Annotated in this window: 16 protein-coding genes and 1 other RNA gene; 8 read left to right on the forward strand and 9 right to left on the reverse strand. The window is 44.6% G+C overall.

What is annotated here, in order from left to right:
- Positions 1 to 222: 222 nt before the first annotated feature.
- Entirely contained in the window at positions 223 to 1830 is a 1608-nt protein-coding gene (gene nadB / locus AACQ21_RS08940; protein ID WP_017046483.1) for an L-aspartate oxidase, read from the forward strand.
- 54 nt (positions 1831 to 1884) lie between these two features.
- Here nadB and AACQ21_RS08945 read toward each other — a convergent pair whose 3' ends face one another.
- On the reverse strand, positions 1885 to 2358 hold the full coding sequence (locus AACQ21_RS08945; RefSeq protein ID WP_308515697.1) for a protein YgfX: 474 nt from the start codon (positions 2356 to 2358) through the stop codon (positions 1885 to 1887).
- Positions 2282 to 2542 carry an FAD assembly factor SdhE gene (locus AACQ21_RS08950; RefSeq protein ID WP_010319812.1) on the reverse strand — a complete coding sequence of 87 codons (261 nt, stop codon included), beginning with the start codon at positions 2540 to 2542 and terminating at the stop codon, positions 2282 to 2284. Before AACQ21_RS08950 ends, AACQ21_RS08945 begins: the two co-directional genes overlap by 77 nt.
- A gap of 147 nt (positions 2543 to 2689) precedes the next feature.
- Here AACQ21_RS08950 and ygfZ point away from each other — a divergent pair, with 147 nt between their 5' ends.
- Both ygfZ and AACQ21_RS08960 read left to right on the forward strand, forming a co-directional pair.
- Positions 2690 to 3661 (forward strand): tRNA-modifying protein YgfZ, encoded by a 972-nt coding sequence (ygfZ, locus tag AACQ21_RS08955; RefSeq protein WP_105977637.1) that lies wholly within the window; start codon positions 2690 to 2692, stop codon positions 3659 to 3661.
- 639 nt (positions 3662 to 4300) lie between these two features.
- A complete protein-coding gene (locus AACQ21_RS08960; RefSeq protein WP_105977638.1) occupies positions 4301 to 4507 on the forward strand; it encodes a DUF1107 domain-containing protein in 207 nt (68 codons plus the stop codon).
- Between the two features lie 74 nt (positions 4508 to 4581).
- Here AACQ21_RS08960 and AACQ21_RS08965 read toward each other — a convergent pair whose 3' ends face one another.
- From AACQ21_RS08965 to AACQ21_RS08975, 3 genes are read right to left on the reverse strand one after another with little or no spacing between them, the layout of a single operon-like run.
- Positions 4582 to 5811, reverse strand: a complete 1230-nt coding sequence (locus tag AACQ21_RS08965) for an FAD-dependent 2-octaprenylphenol hydroxylase (protein WP_017048689.1) — start codon at positions 5809 to 5811, stop codon at positions 4582 to 4584.
- A 12-nt stretch (positions 5812 to 5823) separates the two neighbouring features.
- Complete coding sequence (gene ubiH / locus AACQ21_RS08970) at positions 5824 to 7005, reverse strand: 2-octaprenyl-6-methoxyphenyl hydroxylase (RefSeq protein WP_170895604.1); 1182 nt, start codon at positions 7003 to 7005, stop codon at positions 5824 to 5826.
- A gap of 12 nt (positions 7006 to 7017) precedes the next feature.
- Positions 7018 to 7593 carry a YecA/YgfB family protein gene (locus tag AACQ21_RS08975; RefSeq protein ID WP_017046479.1) on the reverse strand — a complete coding sequence of 192 codons (576 nt, stop codon included), beginning with the start codon at positions 7591 to 7593 and terminating at the stop codon, positions 7018 to 7020.
- Positions 7594 to 7836: 243 nt separating this feature from the next.
- On the opposite strand from AACQ21_RS08975, the gene AACQ21_RS08980 reads away from it, so the two are divergent.
- From AACQ21_RS08980 to serA, 5 genes are all read left to right on the forward strand, one after another.
- Positions 7837 to 8145: a cell division protein ZapA gene (locus AACQ21_RS08980; protein WP_010319818.1), complete on the forward strand. Its 309-nt coding sequence runs from the start codon at positions 7837 to 7839 to the stop codon at positions 8143 to 8145.
- Positions 8146 to 8165: 20 nt separating this feature from the next.
- Positions 8166 to 8350: non-coding RNA, 6S RNA (gene ssrS, locus AACQ21_RS08985), on the forward strand.
- 2 nt (positions 8351 to 8352) lie between these two features.
- Positions 8353 to 8943, forward strand: coding sequence for a 5-formyltetrahydrofolate cyclo-ligase (locus AACQ21_RS08990; RefSeq protein ID WP_047691486.1), 591 nt, complete (start codon positions 8353 to 8355; stop codon positions 8941 to 8943).
- 64 nt (positions 8944 to 9007) lie between these two features.
- Positions 9008 to 9664: a ribose-5-phosphate isomerase RpiA gene (gene rpiA, locus AACQ21_RS08995; protein WP_010319820.1), complete on the forward strand. Its 657-nt coding sequence runs from the start codon at positions 9008 to 9010 to the stop codon at positions 9662 to 9664.
- Positions 9665 to 9927: 263 nt separating this feature from the next.
- Entirely contained in the window at positions 9928 to 11157 is a 1230-nt protein-coding gene (gene serA, locus AACQ21_RS09000) for a phosphoglycerate dehydrogenase (protein WP_026028313.1), read from the forward strand.
- Between the two features lie 82 nt (positions 11158 to 11239).
- Here the strand turns inward: serA and ilvN are convergent, their stop codons facing one another.
- The 4 genes from ilvN to leuO form a co-directional block, all read right to left on the reverse strand.
- On the reverse strand, positions 11240 to 11734 hold the full coding sequence (gene ilvN, locus AACQ21_RS09005) for an acetolactate synthase small subunit (RefSeq protein WP_010319822.1): 495 nt from the start codon (positions 11732 to 11734) through the stop codon (positions 11240 to 11242).
- 1 nt (position 11735) lies between these two features.
- Complete coding sequence (locus tag AACQ21_RS09010) at positions 11736 to 13475, reverse strand: acetolactate synthase 3 large subunit (protein ID WP_105977639.1); 1740 nt, start codon at positions 13473 to 13475, stop codon at positions 11736 to 11738.
- Between the two features lie 431 nt (positions 13476 to 13906).
- Positions 13907 to 15715 carry an AMP-dependent synthetase/ligase gene (locus AACQ21_RS09015; RefSeq protein WP_181185613.1) on the reverse strand — a complete coding sequence of 603 codons (1809 nt, stop codon included), beginning with the start codon at positions 15713 to 15715 and terminating at the stop codon, positions 13907 to 13909.
- Between the two features lie 196 nt (positions 15716 to 15911).
- Positions 15912 to 16871 (reverse strand): transcriptional regulator LeuO, encoded by a 960-nt coding sequence (gene leuO / locus AACQ21_RS09020; RefSeq protein WP_105977641.1) that lies wholly within the window; start codon positions 16869 to 16871, stop codon positions 15912 to 15914.
- Positions 16872 to 17050: the final 179 nt, after the last annotated feature.

Consider the following 17050-nt stretch of genomic DNA (forward strand, 5'->3'; position numbering starts at 1 on the left):
ATAGGGGATCCCCAATATAGTGAGGGTCGATAAGACGAAAGACAATGGCATTTACAAAGTATTGCATCAAATCTTTCTCTACTGCTATTGGCTTGAAGCCATAGCGATACCGTTAGTGGATAAACCTTGCGGCTGAATCACTTCAAGAGTATAGATACATGCAATGCATATTTAAAATGAGAGTTGGACAACTCTACTCTAGTTCGGGAATTTAAAAGTTTTATGAACGCAAACCGTGAACATCTATGCGATGTATTAGTCGTAGGCAGTGGCGCAGCGGGTTTATCGCTCGCACTACGCGTAGCAAAACACAGTAAAGTCATTGTACTGAGTAAGGGACCACGCAGTGAAGGTGCCACTTATTACGCCCAAGGGGGGATTGCCGCTGTTTTTGACGAATCAGACAGTATTGAGTCACACGTCGAAGACACTCAAATTGCGGGCGCAGGGATCTGTGAAGAGGATACTGTCCGTTTCATAGCCGAGCATGCTAAAGAGTGTGTTCAGTGGCTTATCGATGGCGGCGTTCCTTTTGACAGAGAAGAGAATGACAGTGATGAAGCACCTCGCTATCACTTAACTCGTGAAGGCGGCCATAGTCATCGCCGCATCTTGCACGCGGCTGATGCCACTGGCATGGCAATGCAAACCTCCTTGCAAGACAATGTTCATAATCACCCCAACATTACTATCCTTGAACGTCACAATGCACTGGATTTAATCACCGAAGATAAAATCGGTGGTGATAAAAAAAGAGTGGTTGGCGCTTATATTTGGAACCGCAATGAGGAACACGTTGAAACGATCCGCGCTAAGTTTGTCGTTTTAGCCACGGGCGGCGCCTCAAAAGTGTATCAATATACCTCTAACCCTGATGTTTCCTCAGGTGATGGTATCGCAATGGCGTGGCGTGCAGGATGCCGAGTGGCGAACCTTGAGTTCAATCAATTCCATCCAACTTGTCTTTTCCACCCTGAAGCACGTAATTTCCTACTGACAGAAGCACTACGTGGCGAAGGCGCTTTTTTAAGACGCCCAGACGGTTCACGATTCATGCTCGATTTTGATGAACGTGCCGAACTGGCTCCTCGTGATATCGTGGCTCGCGCCATCGACTATGAGATGAAGCGTTTAGGTGCTGATTGTATGTATCTGGACATCAGCCACAAGCCGGCCGATTTTATTGAAAAACATTTCCCAACCATTTATACACGCTTGATGGATTTGGGCATTGATATGACCAAAGAGCCGATTCCGATTGTTCCTGCGGCGCACTACACTTGTGGTGGCGTTATTGTCAATAAACAAGGTAAAACGGATCTGCATAACCTGTATGCGATCGGCGAAGTTAGCTACACCGGTTTGCACGGTGCTAACCGAATGGCGTCGAACTCTCTACTAGAATGCGTCGTTTATGCCTGGTCAGCGGCAAAGGATATTTTAAAAGGATTACCAACGGCTCAGCTCCCACCAAGCTTACCCGGTTGGGATGAAAGTAAGGTCAATAACTCTGATGAAGAGGTCGTAATCCAACATAACTGGCATGAACTGCGCCTATTTATGTGGGATTACATGGGGATTGTCCGCACAGATAAGCGCTTAGAGCGAGCACTACGCCGCATTCAATTACTGCAACAAGAAACCCACGAATACTATAGTCATTTCCGCGTTTCAAATAACCTGCTTGAGCTGCGTAACTTACTGCAAGTGGCAGAGTTGATGGTGCGTTGTGCAATGCAACGTAAAGAGAGCCGCGGTTTGCACTACACGCTCGATTATCCAGAGTTAGCCGAAAATAGTGGCCCAACGATCTTAACGCCAGACGAGTAAGCTCGCCAACGATCATCTGTTAGCGTCAAGTTGACCGAATGAATAAAGGAGCGTTTATCGCTCCTTTATTGTTGGTGATTGGTTATGGGTAACCTGCCGAAGCTGCACCAATAAGCGGCGATAATCCGCTTCCACACAGCTGTCACGCCACACTAGATAGCGCTTACCTTGTTGTGCATAAATGATCAACACCATAAACGCAAACTGTGTAGAAACCTTTTCAATGGACAGGTTCTGGTCGGCACATTGCCACTCACCGTGACTCGTGAGCTTGAATTGGCCGATTAAGCTAGGGACTAACAGTGAGGTACTCTTTTGCGCCGTGATAAGAGGTGCGTAAAATAAGGGGAGCGTTACAAGTGGAATGGGCGATATCAATAATGCCCACACGGCTATCATCAAAAAAATGAAGTTAGTAATGCGGGCAAAATGGGAAGGAAATAATACGAAATTAACGCACTTTGCTGAGGTTGTGGGCAACAATTTTATCCACCATGGCCGCATGCCCAAGATTTTCGCTACGACCATGTCCCATAATCCAAGTAAATAGATCAGGGTCGTCAGACTCAAGTAGGGAAACGAAATCTCGTTGCTCATTTTCATTCAGAGAATCAAAGCACTCTTCAAAGAACGGCATCACAACCACATCGAGCTCTAACATTCCACGACGGCATGCCCACTTGATTCTTGCTTTTTCTTCAGTGGTGTACATCGGTTTTCCTCACCTTATGTTTATTTGCGTCGAGTGTATCAACTGGATGAAGAGACAACTAGTAGATGAGTCACAGTCCCTGTTCAAGCTGACAAAAAAAAATTTCCGGATTAACATGGGGCTCAAGATTCTCTTTAGGTAACGACTATGGACTGGCAAAACACATTGACACCTCTCGCAGTAACCGCCAATGACTCACTTCCACCACTGATGCTGACTCATCTTGCATCCTGGGGCGCTATCATCATTTCAGGCAATGATAAAAAAGCCTATTTGCAAGGCCAAGTGACCTGTAATGTCGTCACTCTTGAACCAACACAGTCAACCTTAGGCGCCCATTGTGATGCGAAAGGCAAAGTATGGTCCGTCTTTCGCCTGTTCCATCATCACGATGGTTATGCGATGTTCCAGCCTTTATCAGCGATAGAGGCTGAATTAAGAGAGCTGAAAAAATACGCTATTTTTTCTAAGGTCAATATCAGCCAGAGCCAAGACATCACTCTGGGTGTTATGGGCGAACAAGCTGAGCAATATATCAATACATTAACGGCGGATGAAGGTGAAGTGCGTTTGATTGACGGCGGTAGCGCCATCAAAATTTCATCCCAACGTTGGCTACTACTTGTTTCAGAGCAAACCGCGCAACAGCTCATGACGCAAAGTGAAGCTCTGAAAGTCACCGAGGAAACGTGGACTCGCTTTGATATCGAAGAAGCAGTCCCCGTCCTTGGTCAAGCGGATCAAAATGAGCACATACCGCAAGCCGTTAATCTTCAGGCCTTTAATGGTATCAGCTTTAATAAAGGGTGTTATACAGGTCAAGAAACCGTCGCTCGCGCTAAATATCGAGGTATTAATAAGCGTGCAATGTACATCCTTCAAGGCAACATTGAGCAACCGCTAAATAATGATCAACCAATCATGATCGAACGCTCAGTTGGAGAAAACTGGCGTAGTGCTGGGCAATTAATAGTTCACTACACGTTTGCTGATAATACCGCTATCGGTTTAATAGTCTTACCAAACAATCTCGAGCCAGAAACTGAGTTTCGTCTTGCAAGCCAACCAAACACTCGTTGGTTTATGCAAGCTCTCCCCTACTCTCTTACTGACGAATAAGCTTCTTCCTTATATTGACCATGCGCCTCTTTACGAGGCGTATGCTTTCTAACACTCGCCTATCTCGAATAAATTCCAGGAAAAAGAATGCAATAATGTAATCCATTACATTGGCACGTGATCGCTCTCTAAATCACACAACATTAGGGATGAATTTTTAGTCATCGTTGAAACATAAATAGTCACAAGGTTTATTTTGACGTACTCTTAACAATGCTGGTCAGGGCAAACGAAAAGTTGTCCTGACCAGCAAAAAAGTGAATCCACTGATTGTTTCAGGACATCCACTTTTTGTGTAATGCATCTGTGACTATTCGCCCGCCTATTATTTAAGCGGGCTTTTTTTTAGGCAATTCTTAACCAAAATTTAACACTTTCCATAAACAGCAGCTATTCTTTAAAGTGTAATATTTGTCGTGCTTAATATGCACCAAGTGAATGGTGCACTGAGCATTTTTTGTTAGCACTATTTTGAGGAGATAATCACGCAAACATGGGTATTTATCCAACATTTTGCCTACGGCAGCACAAATATCCAAAAGAGTCACCAATAACTGCATATTCCTCTATGGCAATCACACTATTAGAGGCGCAATTTATTTATAATTTGCAGTGTTAGAATAACAGAAGGATCGAAGTATGAGACTGTTTAAGCGCTATACGCCAGGTATGATAGCTAAACACGTAAGTCGGCTTTTTAAAGGAAGAATCTATATTTACGGGGTTGGAAAATTTGAATTCGATAATGGCAAACTGATGTTGCCAGAGCGCGCAGACAAGCGCCACTTTCAGACGGTGAAGGAAGTAAATCAGGAAATCATGAGACTACGCTGCGCCTACGCATAATACGAGTTTCATTAAAGAATTTTAAAAGGGTTGGCCATAAGCCAGCCCTTTTGCCATCATTAGGTTAATCACTGTTAGGGCTCAAGCAGCACCATTTTACTCTTGGCAAGATCAGGTAAATCACCTTTTAAACCCAGTGCTCTTTTCATAATCTCATCTTTGGCTCCAGGAAGTTGTCCAGCCAACTGCATGCCAATGCCACGGATCAGTTTCTTCGCCGGGTTATCACCTTCAAAAAGATCTTTGAAACCTTGCATCGCGGCAATCATTTTGGCGGCTTCTGTTTTTCGCCAACGTTCATAACCTCGCAAATTTTTGAGCAAGCCAATATCTTCACCTTGATGCCACAACGCGAGTAGTTCTTGAGCTAAGCTTGCAGCATCAAGTAAACCTAAATTAACACCTTGCCCGGCTAGCGGATGGATGGTGTGTGCCGCATCACCAACGAGTGCGATTCGTTGTAAAGCAAAATCTCGGGCATAACGCATTTTAAGTGGGAAAGCAGCACGTTCACCGACCACCTCACACAAACCTAAACGATGATCAAACTCAGCGGTCAGTATCTTATTGAATTCGAGCTCAGACAGGCTGAGCAAGCGCTGCGCTCGGTTGGGCTCTGTAGACCAAACGATTGAGCTCATATGAGGATCAGACATAGGTAAAAAGGCCAGCGGACCTTGTGGTGTAAACACTTGCCTTGCCGTCGATTGATGTGGTTCCACCGTGCGGACATTTGCCACCAGCGCACTGTGTCCATAATCCCAATGGGTTAATGGAATGTCTTGCTGCTGACGAACCCAAGAGTTTGCGCCATCGGCTCCTACTATCAATTTTGCGGTGAGTGATTGACCGTTATCGAGCGTTAGCCACGCTTCACTTTCACCGACAGCCAGCGATTGGCATTGAGCGGGCATAAAGAGTGTCACATTCGCTTGCTTTTGTACTTGTTCGAGTAAGGCTAATTGAATGACGCGGTTCTCAACAATGTGTCCCAGATCCGGCTGAGTCATTTGATTGGCACTAAATTCGATCCGCGCAAAACTATCGCGTTCCCACACTTCCATCGCCGAATAAGGCGCAGCGCGACGAGAAGTAATACCTTGCCATGCACCAAGGTTTCGCAACATGATTTCACTGGAACGGCTTAAGGCGGAGACTCGCACATCCGGCAGCTCTGCAAGTTCAAGGCTGGGTACTCGGCCCTCAATCACGGCGATGCGCAGTTCGCTATGCTTTAATGCGGCGGCCAGTGCAAGGCCAACCATTCCGCCACCCACAATGACAATATCGACACTTTGCATCATATACAGACCCTTTTATCTATTCACTACGCCAAGCGTTCGGCGCAGTAGCGGCATTTTCAGCCACGGTAAATTATCCATCACCATGAGGCCTACATTGCGACCAATACGAGTGGTTAACCAATCATTGGAAAAGAGATGCACCAGGGATGATGTCAGCTTAATGGTGGCATCACGATCCGCTTCTCGGCGTTGGGAAAAAGCTTGTAAACCGCGATAGCAGCCAACATCGGCTTGCTGCTTGATAAGCTCATCCGCCAAGCTTGCCACATCTCGAATACCTAAGTTAAAACCTTGTCCCGCAATCGGATGTAATGTCTGAGCGGCATTGCCCACAATGGCAAAACGATGTGAAATGTTCTGCTCTCGATAACGCAGTTGTAATGGATAGCAGGCACGAGTGCCCACTTTATTCATTCGCCCTAAACGCCAACCAAACGCATCTTGAAGCTGTGCTAAAAAACCCTCATCACTGAGTGAAAAAACTCGCTCGGCTTTCGCGGGAGGTAAACACCAAACTAAAGAGAGTCGATTATCACTCATTGGTAATAACGCGACAGGACCATCGGCGGTAAATCGTTCAAACGCTCGTCCTTGGTGAGCTTTTGAGCTCACAACATTAGCAATAACCGCGACCTGTTCAAAATCATGCTCTTGTTGGATGAGGCCGATTTGCTCGCAGCAGGTCGATATAGCCCCATCAGCTGCGACCAATAACTTAGCTTGGATCGTTCGTTGATCGTTAAGGGTGACAGTGACCTTATCCATACTGCGTTCCACTTGCTGAACCGCGCTTGGGCAAAATAACTCAATATGCGGGCTCTGCTGCATTTTTTGCGCGTAAATCTGCCCAACATCGGCTAATTCAACCACGTAACCTAATGCTTCTAAATCGAGTTGCTGACAAGTGATATCGGTCATCCCAATATGAGACCGATCCGACACATGAATATGTGTAATTGGGGTGGCGACCTCTTGCAGCGACTGCCACAAGGAGAGATTTTGCAAAATTTGCACGCTACCGTAGGATAAAGCAATTGAACGCGAATCAAAGCCGGGATGGGCGAGCTTATCATCCAGCGGATGCGCTTCGACCACAGCAATCGCAAGCTTTCCTTGAGAAAGCGTATCTAAGGCCAACGCCAGTGTTGCACCGGCCATCGCCCCACCAGCGATAATCACATCAAATTGCTTCACAGTCATCTCTCTTTAATGCACGGTCGGCTGAGTTTCTTGTAGAGGTTTGATACCAAATTCAGCATGAATTGTTAACACACAAGCTTTTATATGCTCGATGACGTGTTCCAAAAGTTGAGCTTGCTCATCCAAGTCATCCTCTTCATCAATACCGAGCTTGGCAATTTCTTCTAGATCAGCCAAGGCCTCTTTAGTCTCTGCGGACGCTTTTTTCAAAACAACCCCAATCAAGCCAAGCCCAGAAATAAAGTGATTTACCCAGTCGGCTACGCCATCAGCCAAATCAAATACACTGGCACTCGCCTCTTCATCTGGCAACAGTAGTGACAACTCCATCCCGCTACCAGTGAGCTCTTCGATTGTAAAGGTGAGTACTTGTTCAGCCAATGTCAACGGACGATCTGGCCAACCCATACCTTCGTTAGTGTAATCAAAAATAAGTGGCTGCCAGCTCTTATCATTTAAGCCCAGACCACCGGCCAGCATGCCCGTTAGCAACCCATGCAACTCAGCAGGGTTAACCGCAAGTGCTGCAGATTGAAGGGCAGTGGCAAGAGAAAGATAATCCGGTAGTTTTTTTTCGCTCATGGGAAGCTCGTAATAAAATCAAATAAGCGCGATCCTACCACTTAGCTTCCAATGCGAAAATGCTCAAAGCGTTAATTGTGGGTAGCTTTTACTCAATTTGCCTAATAACTGTGTTTTTAGTCCCTCATTTTTTACTGCTCGCTTTGAAAAGCTTGAATCTTAGGGCCGCTTTACCTATAGTTTCCACCTCGATGGGCATGTGAGTGGCACCATCTTAGACAGCGCGATAAGAGTTCATCCATCATGAGTAATCAAGCGGTAGACGTAGAAATTTTAGGAAAATTGACTCGTGTGAATTGCCCTGCGGGACAAGAGCAGTCTTTAATCCAAGCGGCGCAAGATCTTGATAACCGATTGAAAGAGATGGCAGAGCGTACTAAAGTTACCAATGAGGTAAAGCTACTCACGATTGCTGCGCTCAACATTTGTTATGAATTGCAAACCAAAAACAATGAGAGCCTAGGCCAACAAAATCAATTAACCGAGCGCATGGAACAGCTCGCTGCATCTCTTGAAGATGCCATCAGTAAAGTGAAGCTAGGACAGCAGTAGTCTTTACCAGCGTAACCAAATTTACCCTAGAGTGTTTGTCAGCCGGATTTAAGTCCCTGAGCCGATAAGCAACACCAAAGGGTTAGTACTTGGTAGCTATTGAGCAAGCTCGGCTCGTACCGAGAAGCCTGCGGTTACCATTGCTGATCCGCCTTGAACCAGCTGGTTCAAGGGCCAAAATCCGCAACGGCACTCTGGGGTATCCTTATGCAAAACACTCGACACACACTTCGTCAAGTCATCCGCCAGCGGCGTAAACAGCTATCACCTACGCAGCAAAAACACGCTTCAATTGAACTTGTCTCTCGTTTTTCAACACTGCCTGAAGTTTTAACGAGTCAGCACATTGCCCTCTACTTAGCGACCGATGGTGAGCTTGAAACACAACCGCTCATAGCGTGGTTATGGCAACAAGGCAAACAGACCTATCTTCCCGTTTTACACCCCTTCTCGAGTGGGAATTTATTGTTCTTGCGCTATGATGCTCAAACCATAATGACGCGAAATAAATACGGCATTGCCGAACCCAAGCTCAACCAAACATTGATCAAACCAGTAAATGAGCTAGATATCATCTGCACACCATTGGTGGCCTTTGATCAAACAGGGCAAAGGCTCGGGATGGGCGGCGGCTATTATGATCGTACGTTAGAAACTTGGTTTAAAACGGGTAAAGGTGCCCTACCCATAGGTTTAGCTCATGATTGCCAACAAGTGACTCATCTGCCGAGCGAAGCATGGGATATACCTTTACCTCAAATAGTGACTCCAAGCCAAATCTGGCAATGGGAATCATAAATTATTGAGGCTATAATCGCCCCGCAACATTACCGTCACTATAAATCGATATCAGGAGATTGGCATGACTCAAGATGAAATGAAAAAAGCCGCCGGCTGGGCCGCACTCAAATATGTAGAAAAAGGCAGCATCGTTGGTGTGGGTACGGGTTCAACGGTGAATCACTTCATTGATGCGCTGGGTTCGATTAAAGATGATATTAAGGGTGCGGTTTCAAGTTCTATCGCCTCAACAGAGAAGCTAAAAGGCCTAGGTATTGAAGTGTTCGACTGCAATGATGTTGATCAACTCGATATTTATGTTGATGGCGCAGATGAAATCAACCCAGCGCGAGATATGATCAAAGGCGGCGGCGCTGCGCTCACTCGAGAAAAAATCGTTGCCGCTATTGCGGATAAATTCATTTGTATCGTTGATGGTACAAAAGCGGTCGATGTTCTAGGTCAATTCCCACTTCCAGTTGAAGTGATCCCAATGGCGCGCTCTTATGTGGCACGCCAACTGGTTAAACTTGGTGGTGATCCAGCCTACCGCCATGGCGTAATAACGGATAACGGTAACGTTATCTTGGATGTGCACGGATTAAAAATTACTGATGCCAAAGCATTAGAAGATAAAATTAATGGGATTGTCGGCGTAGTAACCGTTGGTTTATTCGCTCACCGAGGTGCTGATGTCGTCATCACTGGCACGGAAAATGGTGCCAAAATCGAAGAGTAAGTCACAAAATAAGGCTACTTTCCGTTATTTCATTACAAACGGCACCCATGGGTGCCGTTTTTCTTCGCTATGCCCTAGAAAATCATGCCTTATTTCGTAATTTTCTTACCCAAAACAAAAAAAGTTTGTTACTTTATTGGTCAGAAGACGCACAAGGAAAACGTTTGTCTTCCAACAAAATGGTTAATCTTCCTCTTTACATTAGCCCTTTTGCTTTATGTGCGCCGTGTTTGCCCACCTTCCCATTTTTAAGGACGAGAATAATGGCCAAAGTTTCACTCGAAAAAGACAAAATCAAAATCTTACTCCTCGAAGGGCTACACCCTTCAACGGTTGAAGTACTGCAATCTGCCGGTTACAGCAATATTGAGTATCACAAAGGTTCTCTGGGTGATGAACAACTGCTCGAAGCGGTGAAAGATGCTCACTTCATCGGAATTCGTTCGCGCACCAATTTGACTGAAGCGGTAATCAACGCGGCAGAGAAGTTAGTTGCTATCGGCTGCTTCTGCATTGGCACCAACCAAGTTGACCTGAATGCAGCCGCAAAACGCGGGATTCCTGTCTTTAATGCACCATTTTCGAATACTCGCAGTGTTGCTGAACTCGTTTTAGGCCAAACACTGCTACTACTGCGTGGGATTCCTGAAAAAAATGCATTGGCGCATCGTGGTATTTGGAAAAAAAGTGCTGATAACTCTTATGAGGCTCGCGGTAAACGCTTAGGTATTATTGGCTATGGCCACATTGGCACCCAGCTCGGTATCATTGCCGAAAACCTCGGTATGCAAGTCTATTTCTATGACATAGAAAACAAACTCTCACTCGGTAATGCAACGCAAATACATACCATGAGCGAGCTACTGAATAAATGTGATGTCATTTCTCTGCATGTGCCTGAAACTCCAGATACTAAAAATATGATGGGTAAAGAAGAGTTTGCACGCATGAAGCCTGGCTCTATCTTTATCAACGCAGCACGCGGAACGGTAGTCGACATTCCCGCACTCTGCGATGCATTGGCATCAAACCATCTAGCTGGCGCGGCAATAGATGTATTTCCAGAAGAACCCGCCACAAACTCTGAACCTTTTGAATCCCCACTGATGCATTTTGATAATGTAATATTGACACCGCACATTGGTGGCTCAACTCAAGAAGCACAAGAAAATATCGGTATTGAAGTAGCCGGTAAGTTGGCAAAATATTCAGATAACGGCTCAACCTTATCAAGCGTGAACTTCCCTGAAGTATCACTGCCAATTCACCGTGATAGTTCGCGTTTACTGCATATTCACGAAAACCGTCCGGGTATTCTGACACAAATCAACACCATCTTCGCCGAAGAAGGGATCAATATCGCCGCTCAATATTTACAAACGTCAGCGGATATCGGTTATGTAGTGATTGACGTAGAAACCGCTCGCTCTGCGGAAGCTCTGACTAAGCTGAAAAGCATCAGCGGCACCATTCGTGCGCGTATTCTTCACTAAGCACTTCTCCAGTAAAAGCACCAAACGACAAAAAGGCCACACAAAATGTGGCCTTCCTTATTTCGATAGGGAGCTCGGTAAATTAAGCTTTAAGCGCTCGCTCCCCGCGAGCAATACCTACCACGCCACTTCGCGCGACTTCGATTACTTCAGTGACTTCCGACAACGCTTGAATAAAGGCATCGAGTTTTTCGCTGGTTCCGGCAAGCTGCACAGTATATTGAGCCGCAGTGACATCCACGATCTGCCCACGGAAAATATCAGCCGTACGTTTCACTTCGGCACGCGCAAAACCGCTGGCTTTGACTTTCACCATCATCAGCTCACGTTCAATGTGTTCGCACTCTGACACTTCTTGCACTTTAAGCACATCAATCAACTTATGCAGTTGCTTTTGAATTTGTTCAAGTTGCATTTCATCGGTCTTAGTAGTGATGTTTAAGCGTGATAATGTTGCATCATCGGTTGGTGAAACCGTTAGTGATTCAATGTTATAACCACGTTGAGAAAATAGACCAACAACGCGAGACAAAGCACCCGATTGGTTTTCCATTAATATTGAAATAATGTGTCTCATATTATGTTCTCTCCGTTTTGCTTAACCACATTTTGTCCATCCCTTCGCCTTTAATTTGCATTGGGTAGACGTGCTCCGTTTCATCCACATTAATATCAACAAAAACCAATCGATCTTTCATATCGAGTGCTTTTTTAAGCCCGGCTTCAAGTTCATCAGGCTGTGAGATACGGATGCCAACGTGGCCATAAGCTTCTGCAATTGCTGCAAAATCGGGAACAGAACTCATATAAGAATTAGAGTGACGTCCTTGGTAAATAATATCTTGCCACTGTTTTACCATGCCAAGAAAACGGTTGTTTAAGTTAATAATTTTCACTGGAATATCATATTGCAACGCGGTGGAAAGCTCTTGGATATTCATTTGAATACTGCCATCCCCAGTGACAATCACTACCTCTTCTTCTGGCATGGCAAATTTAACCCCCATTCCAGCGGGTAAACCAAACCCCATGGTGCCCAAACCGCCAGAGTTGATCCAACGACGAGGCTTATTGAATGGATAATAAAGTGCGGCGAACATTTGGTGCTGACCAACATCGGAGGCCACATATGCGTCTCCATTAGTCAGTTTATGCAAAGTTTCAATTACTTGTTGCGGCTTAATGCGTTCGCTGGATTTCTCATAAGCTAAGCATTGGCGGTCGCGCCAGCTTTGGATATCTTGCCACCATAGTTCAAGCGCCTGCGAATCATTACAGTCACCTTGCTCAGAGAGCAATTGCAGCATAGTTTCCAGTACTTGTTCAGCTGATCCCACTATCGGCAGATCGACTGGCACATTTTTAGAGATCGACGAAGGATCAATGTCAATGTGCATGATCTTAGCGTTCGGGCAATATTTTTCTAGATTATTGGTTGTACGGTCATCAAAACGCACGCCAATACCGAAAATCAAATCCGCATTGTGCATCGCCATATTGGCTTCATACATTCCATGCATTCCAAGCATGCCTAACGCATTTTTATGAGTCCCAGGGAAAGCACCAAGCCCCATTAACGTGCTGACTACGGGTAAATTGAGCGTTTCAGCCAGTTGTAAAATGTGCTGATCTGCGCCTGAAATAACAGCGCCACCACCAATGTACAATACGGGTTTTTTGGCTTCTAACAACGCTTTTAGCGCCTTTTTAATTTGCCCTTTATGACCAGAAGTAGTTGGGTTGTATGAGCGCAGTTTGATCGACTCAGGATATGTGTAAGGGAGTTTGATCTGAGGATTCATCACATCTTTAGGCAGATCGATCACGACCGGCCCCGGGCGTCCTGTTGAGGCAATATAAAAGGCTTTCTTAATGGTTTCAGGAATATCTTCAGCTTTTTTTACAAGAAAACTGTGTTTGACGATCGGACGAGAAACCCCAACGATGTCACATTCTTGAAACGCATCGTTACCAATGAGGTTATTTGGCACGTTGCCTGAAATAACAATCATTGGAATTGAGTCCATGTAAGCAGTAGCAATCCCTGTGACGGTATTCGTCGCCCCTGGGCCAGAACAAACAAGTACCACACCCGTTTTTCCGGTTGCTCGAGCATAGCCATCTGCCATGTGCGTGGCCGCTTGCTCGTGGCGAACAAGGACATGTTTAATTTGGTCGGTTTTTGCGTGCAGCGCATCGTAAATATCAAGAACGGAACCACCTGGGTATCCAAATATTTGCTCTACACCTTCTTCGATAAGAGATTGAACCACCATCTCTGCGCCAGATAACATCTGTTGATTGGATTGCGTTGCCATTTTTTCTCCTTACCAGTACCCAACACATGGTCAGTCAATGGGCCTGGTTTTACATAGTTTAGGGCTTATTTGTAGCCTAATTCGAAAACTTTCCACTTTCGGCTATGTCTTGCTTTTGTCATAACAAAAAACAAGGTAACGCAACAACTGTAACTCTTTCTTATCATCGGGTCGAACGCCAAATAGCGCACACTTTGGCAAATGTTTGGTTAAATGGAATTTTATTAGGTAACTATCGTAAAACCGGCATTAAAAACAGCTCAATCCATGAGTAATTAGCAAAAATAAAGCAAAAAATATTACCATGCAGCAATGTGGCATAATGAGGAAGCGAGGTTTAACTTCCGTCGTAATATAAAAAATCCCCCACGCTTTATCTGAAAAGCAAGTGGAGGATTTTTAAACAATGAAAAAACTATCTTAAGATAATTTTACTCACCTTTAGTCTTTTCTTTGTACATTTCCTCGATTTCATCTTGGTAACGATCACTAATGACTTTTCTACGCAGTTTCTGAGTCGGCGTCAGCTCACCTTTGTCCATTGAAAAAGCTTTAGGTAATAATTTAAACTTTTTCACCTGCTCAAATTTGGCTAGCTCTTTTTGCAAATCATTGACTCGTTTTTCCAGCATCTCAACCACTTGGTTGTTCTTGATAAGCTCTAATCTGTCATGATATTTGATGTTGAGCTCCTTGGCGTAAACCTCCAAGCTGTCATAACAAGGTACAATTAAAGCCGATACAAATTTACGTGTGTCAGCAATCACCGCAATCTGTTCAATAAAGTGATCTTTACCAATCGCTCCCTCAATAACTTGTGGCGCAATGTATTTACCACCGGAGGTTTTCATCAGCTCTTTGATTCTATCAGTGATGAAGACATTACCTTGCTCATCAATGTGCCCAGCATCTCCTGTTTTGAGAAAACCTTGTTCATCGAATGCTAACGCCGTTTCTTCTGCCATTTTATAGTAGCCGCGCATAACCATTGGTCCGCGAACAAGAATTTCATTGTTGTCACCGATTTTGACCTGAGCTCCTGGCATCGACATTCCTATTGAATCAGGATTAAAACACCGATCATCCCAACAAGAAACCGTTGCTGTGGTTTCCGTCATGCCATAGCCCAACTTCACGTTAATGCCAATGGCATGGAAAAATCGGCCGATGGTTTCATCTAATTTCGCGCCACCGCAAGGCATGAAATTAATCCGCCCACCAAGCAATGCACGCAATTTAGACAACACGATTTTATCCGCTAACGCGTAACTCTTTTTCAGCATGAAGGATGGTTGGCGCTTTTCTTGATGACAAAGAGCCATCTTAGCCCCCATATTGACCGCCCAAGTAAATAGCACTTTTCGATGCAACGGCGCTTTCGAGACTTTTTCGTGAATAGCGGAGAAAATTTTCTCGTAGAAGCGAGGAACCGCGCACATCACCGTTGGCTTTAGTTCACTCAATGCATCACGTACTTGCATCGTATCCTGTAAATAACAGTTAGTTGCACCACTGTAAAGAATGTAAAAGCTCCACGCCCGTTCAAACACGTGTGACAGTGGTAAAAAACAGAGTGACACATCATCCTTAGAGATGTTTAACCGCTCATCATGCCCTTCAAGCTGAGCGCCAATATTACGGTAATCAAGCATCACGCCTTTAGGTTGACCTGTGGTGCCTGAGGTATAGATGAGCGTCAGCAGATCATCCATATTCGCCTGTTCAAGGCGAGACTCTAATTCCGCTTGCTGACCATCTGTATTTTGTTCAATAAAAGTCTGCCAATGGATGCCATGTTGAAAACTTTTTAGATCAATGCCATCACTCATGGCGACAATTAATTCAAGCTGTTCGCACTCATCAAAAAAATCCAGTGCCGCATCGTATTGTGCCTGTTCACCGACCAAGAGCACTTTGACATCAGCATCTTGAATAATGTAACTAGCCTGCGCTGGCGTATTGGTTGGATAAATAGGTACTGTAACGGCTCTTAACTGCAAAGTAGCCAAGTCAGCTATTGTCCACTGCGGCATATTATTCGAAAAAATCCCGACTTTATCTTGGATTTTTATACCTTGCGTTAAAAGTGCAAGTGACATCGCATCGATACGTTGACCAAATTGCTTCCAGCTGATCCCATGCCACTCTTTCTCTATTTTGTGTTTTAGAGCAATGCACTCGCCACCTTTGACAATCTGTTCACGAATTCTTTTTACGATATGGAAATTTAAATTGGGCATCTTTTTTACCTGTAGCTTACACATGTAAGCTTTTTGAGCGCACAAGTGTACATTTAGAAGCAAAAAAGGCAACTGACGGATGTCAAAGTTATCAATTAATTCTACAGACAAAAAAGCCCTGAATGGATATAACCAATTCAAGGCTAAAAAGGTGTATCGCTAAGTTTAGATCACAGTACAAATTAACGGGTAAACGTTAGTTTAATGCAACAACTTCGCCGCAAATCATCATTAACTGATCACGCAGCCAAATATGGCCTTTGTCTTTTTCACTAGACTCATGCCAACTGAGATAACCACTGATTTGACCATTTGCAAATGGGAAATCGAGGATTTGTAACTGATCTCGGTTAGCCGCATTCTCAACCATCCAACGAGGTGCAATCGTCACCAACTCAGATTGTCCGACCACATAAAGCACGTTGCTCAAACTGGTCCCTTCATAATAAGGAATACAGTCTAATTCGCGGTATGCTTGCTCAGAAAAGCTACGCTGCCCATGGATGCGAGATAACTTCGCATGCTTTTCAGCTGTTAGGCTCTCAGCGTTAACAGAGCCATTGATGCGAGGATGAGACTTAGATGCCACCACCACTAATTCATCTTGGAAAATTTCCGTACTGGAGAAACCTTGCTCATCAAAACGCGCGTAATCAATCACAAAATCGATCTCTTGGTAACGCATACGCTCGGCTAACAAACGGTTAAATTCCGCATCAAGATGAAGTTGGACCAAAGGCGCTTGTTCATGAACTGATGACATAATTTTCGGCGCGAAACGTATATCACAAGGACTGCAAATCGCTAATTTAAATAAGCGGGTTGATGTTTCAGGAGAAAACACCGAACTTGGCAGTTCATTACGGATTAATTGCAGTGCTTGACGCATCGGGCCGAACAGTTGACGTGCGCGTTGAGTAGGTTGAATACCTCGCCCTTGTCGCATAAACAGTTCATCATTAAACATTACCTTCAAACGCGCTACAGCATTGCTGACTGCTGGCTGAGACATACCCAAATTATGAGCGGCACGGGTAATATTTTGCTCTTGCATTACTGCATCAAAAACCGTCAGCAGGTTTAAATCTACACCACGTAATGTGCTTTCCATGCGGTAACTAGCAATAGCGCTCATTGCATCTTTTTTATCTAACATTTTTGGGACGCCTCTTGTTGTTATCGTCAATACCGTAAAAGTAATTTTTTAGAATAGATAACCTGCCATTTATTATATTTACCCAGACACAACTGGGTGGAGGCTACTATCTGCTAAGCATTTATCGATTGGCAACAAGATTGATAAAATATCAGTTTTTTTTATCCAAACAAAAAGAT

The organism is Vibrio sp. V01_P9A10T6, from assembly GCF_963877065.1.
Classification (GTDB): Bacteria; Pseudomonadota; Gammaproteobacteria; order Enterobacterales; family Vibrionaceae; genus Vibrio; species Vibrio anguillarum.

Excerpts from the sequence above, each read along its gene's own strand:
- AACQ21_RS09015 (WP_181185613.1), bottom strand. The coding sequence starts at position 15,715 with ATGCCCAATTTAAATTTCCATATCGTAAAAAGAATTCGTGAACAGATT.
- ygfZ (WP_105977637.1), top strand. The coding sequence starts at position 2,690 with ATGGACTGGCAAAACACATTGACACCTCTCGCAGTAACCGCCAATGAC.
- AACQ21_RS09010 (WP_105977639.1), bottom strand. The coding sequence starts at position 13,475 with ATGGCAACGCAATCCAATCAACAGATGTTATCTGGCGCAGAGATGGTG.
- serA (WP_026028313.1), top strand. The coding sequence starts at position 9,928 with ATGGCCAAAGTTTCACTCGAAAAAGACAAAATCAAAATCTTACTCCTC.
- AACQ21_RS08990 (WP_047691486.1), top strand. The coding sequence starts at position 8,353 with ATGCAAAACACTCGACACACACTTCGTCAAGTCATCCGCCAGCGGCGT.
- AACQ21_RS08975 (WP_017046479.1), bottom strand. The coding sequence starts at position 7,593 with ATGAGCGAAAAAAAACTACCGGATTATCTTTCTCTTGCCACTGCCCTT.
- AACQ21_RS08965 (WP_017048689.1), bottom strand. The coding sequence starts at position 5,811 with ATGATGCAAAGTGTCGATATTGTCATTGTGGGTGGCGGAATGGTTGGC.
- ilvN (WP_010319822.1), bottom strand. The coding sequence starts at position 11,734 with ATGAGACACATTATTTCAATATTAATGGAAAACCAATCGGGTGCTTTG.
- AACQ21_RS08960 (WP_105977638.1), top strand. The coding sequence starts at position 4,301 with ATGAGACTGTTTAAGCGCTATACGCCAGGTATGATAGCTAAACACGTA.
- rpiA (WP_010319820.1), top strand. The coding sequence starts at position 9,008 with ATGACTCAAGATGAAATGAAAAAAGCCGCCGGCTGGGCCGCACTCAAA.
- AACQ21_RS08950 (WP_010319812.1), bottom strand. The coding sequence starts at position 2,542 with ATGTACACCACTGAAGAAAAAGCAAGAATCAAGTGGGCATGCCGTCGT.
- leuO (WP_105977641.1), bottom strand. The coding sequence starts at position 16,871 with ATGTTAGATAAAAAAGATGCAATGAGCGCTATTGCTAGTTACCGCATG.
- nadB (WP_017046483.1), top strand. The coding sequence starts at position 223 with ATGAACGCAAACCGTGAACATCTATGCGATGTATTAGTCGTAGGCAGT.
- AACQ21_RS08945 (WP_308515697.1), bottom strand. The coding sequence starts at position 2,358 with ATGGTCGTAGCGAAAATCTTGGGCATGCGGCCATGGTGGATAAAATTG.
- AACQ21_RS08980 (WP_010319818.1), top strand. The coding sequence starts at position 7,837 with ATGAGTAATCAAGCGGTAGACGTAGAAATTTTAGGAAAATTGACTCGT.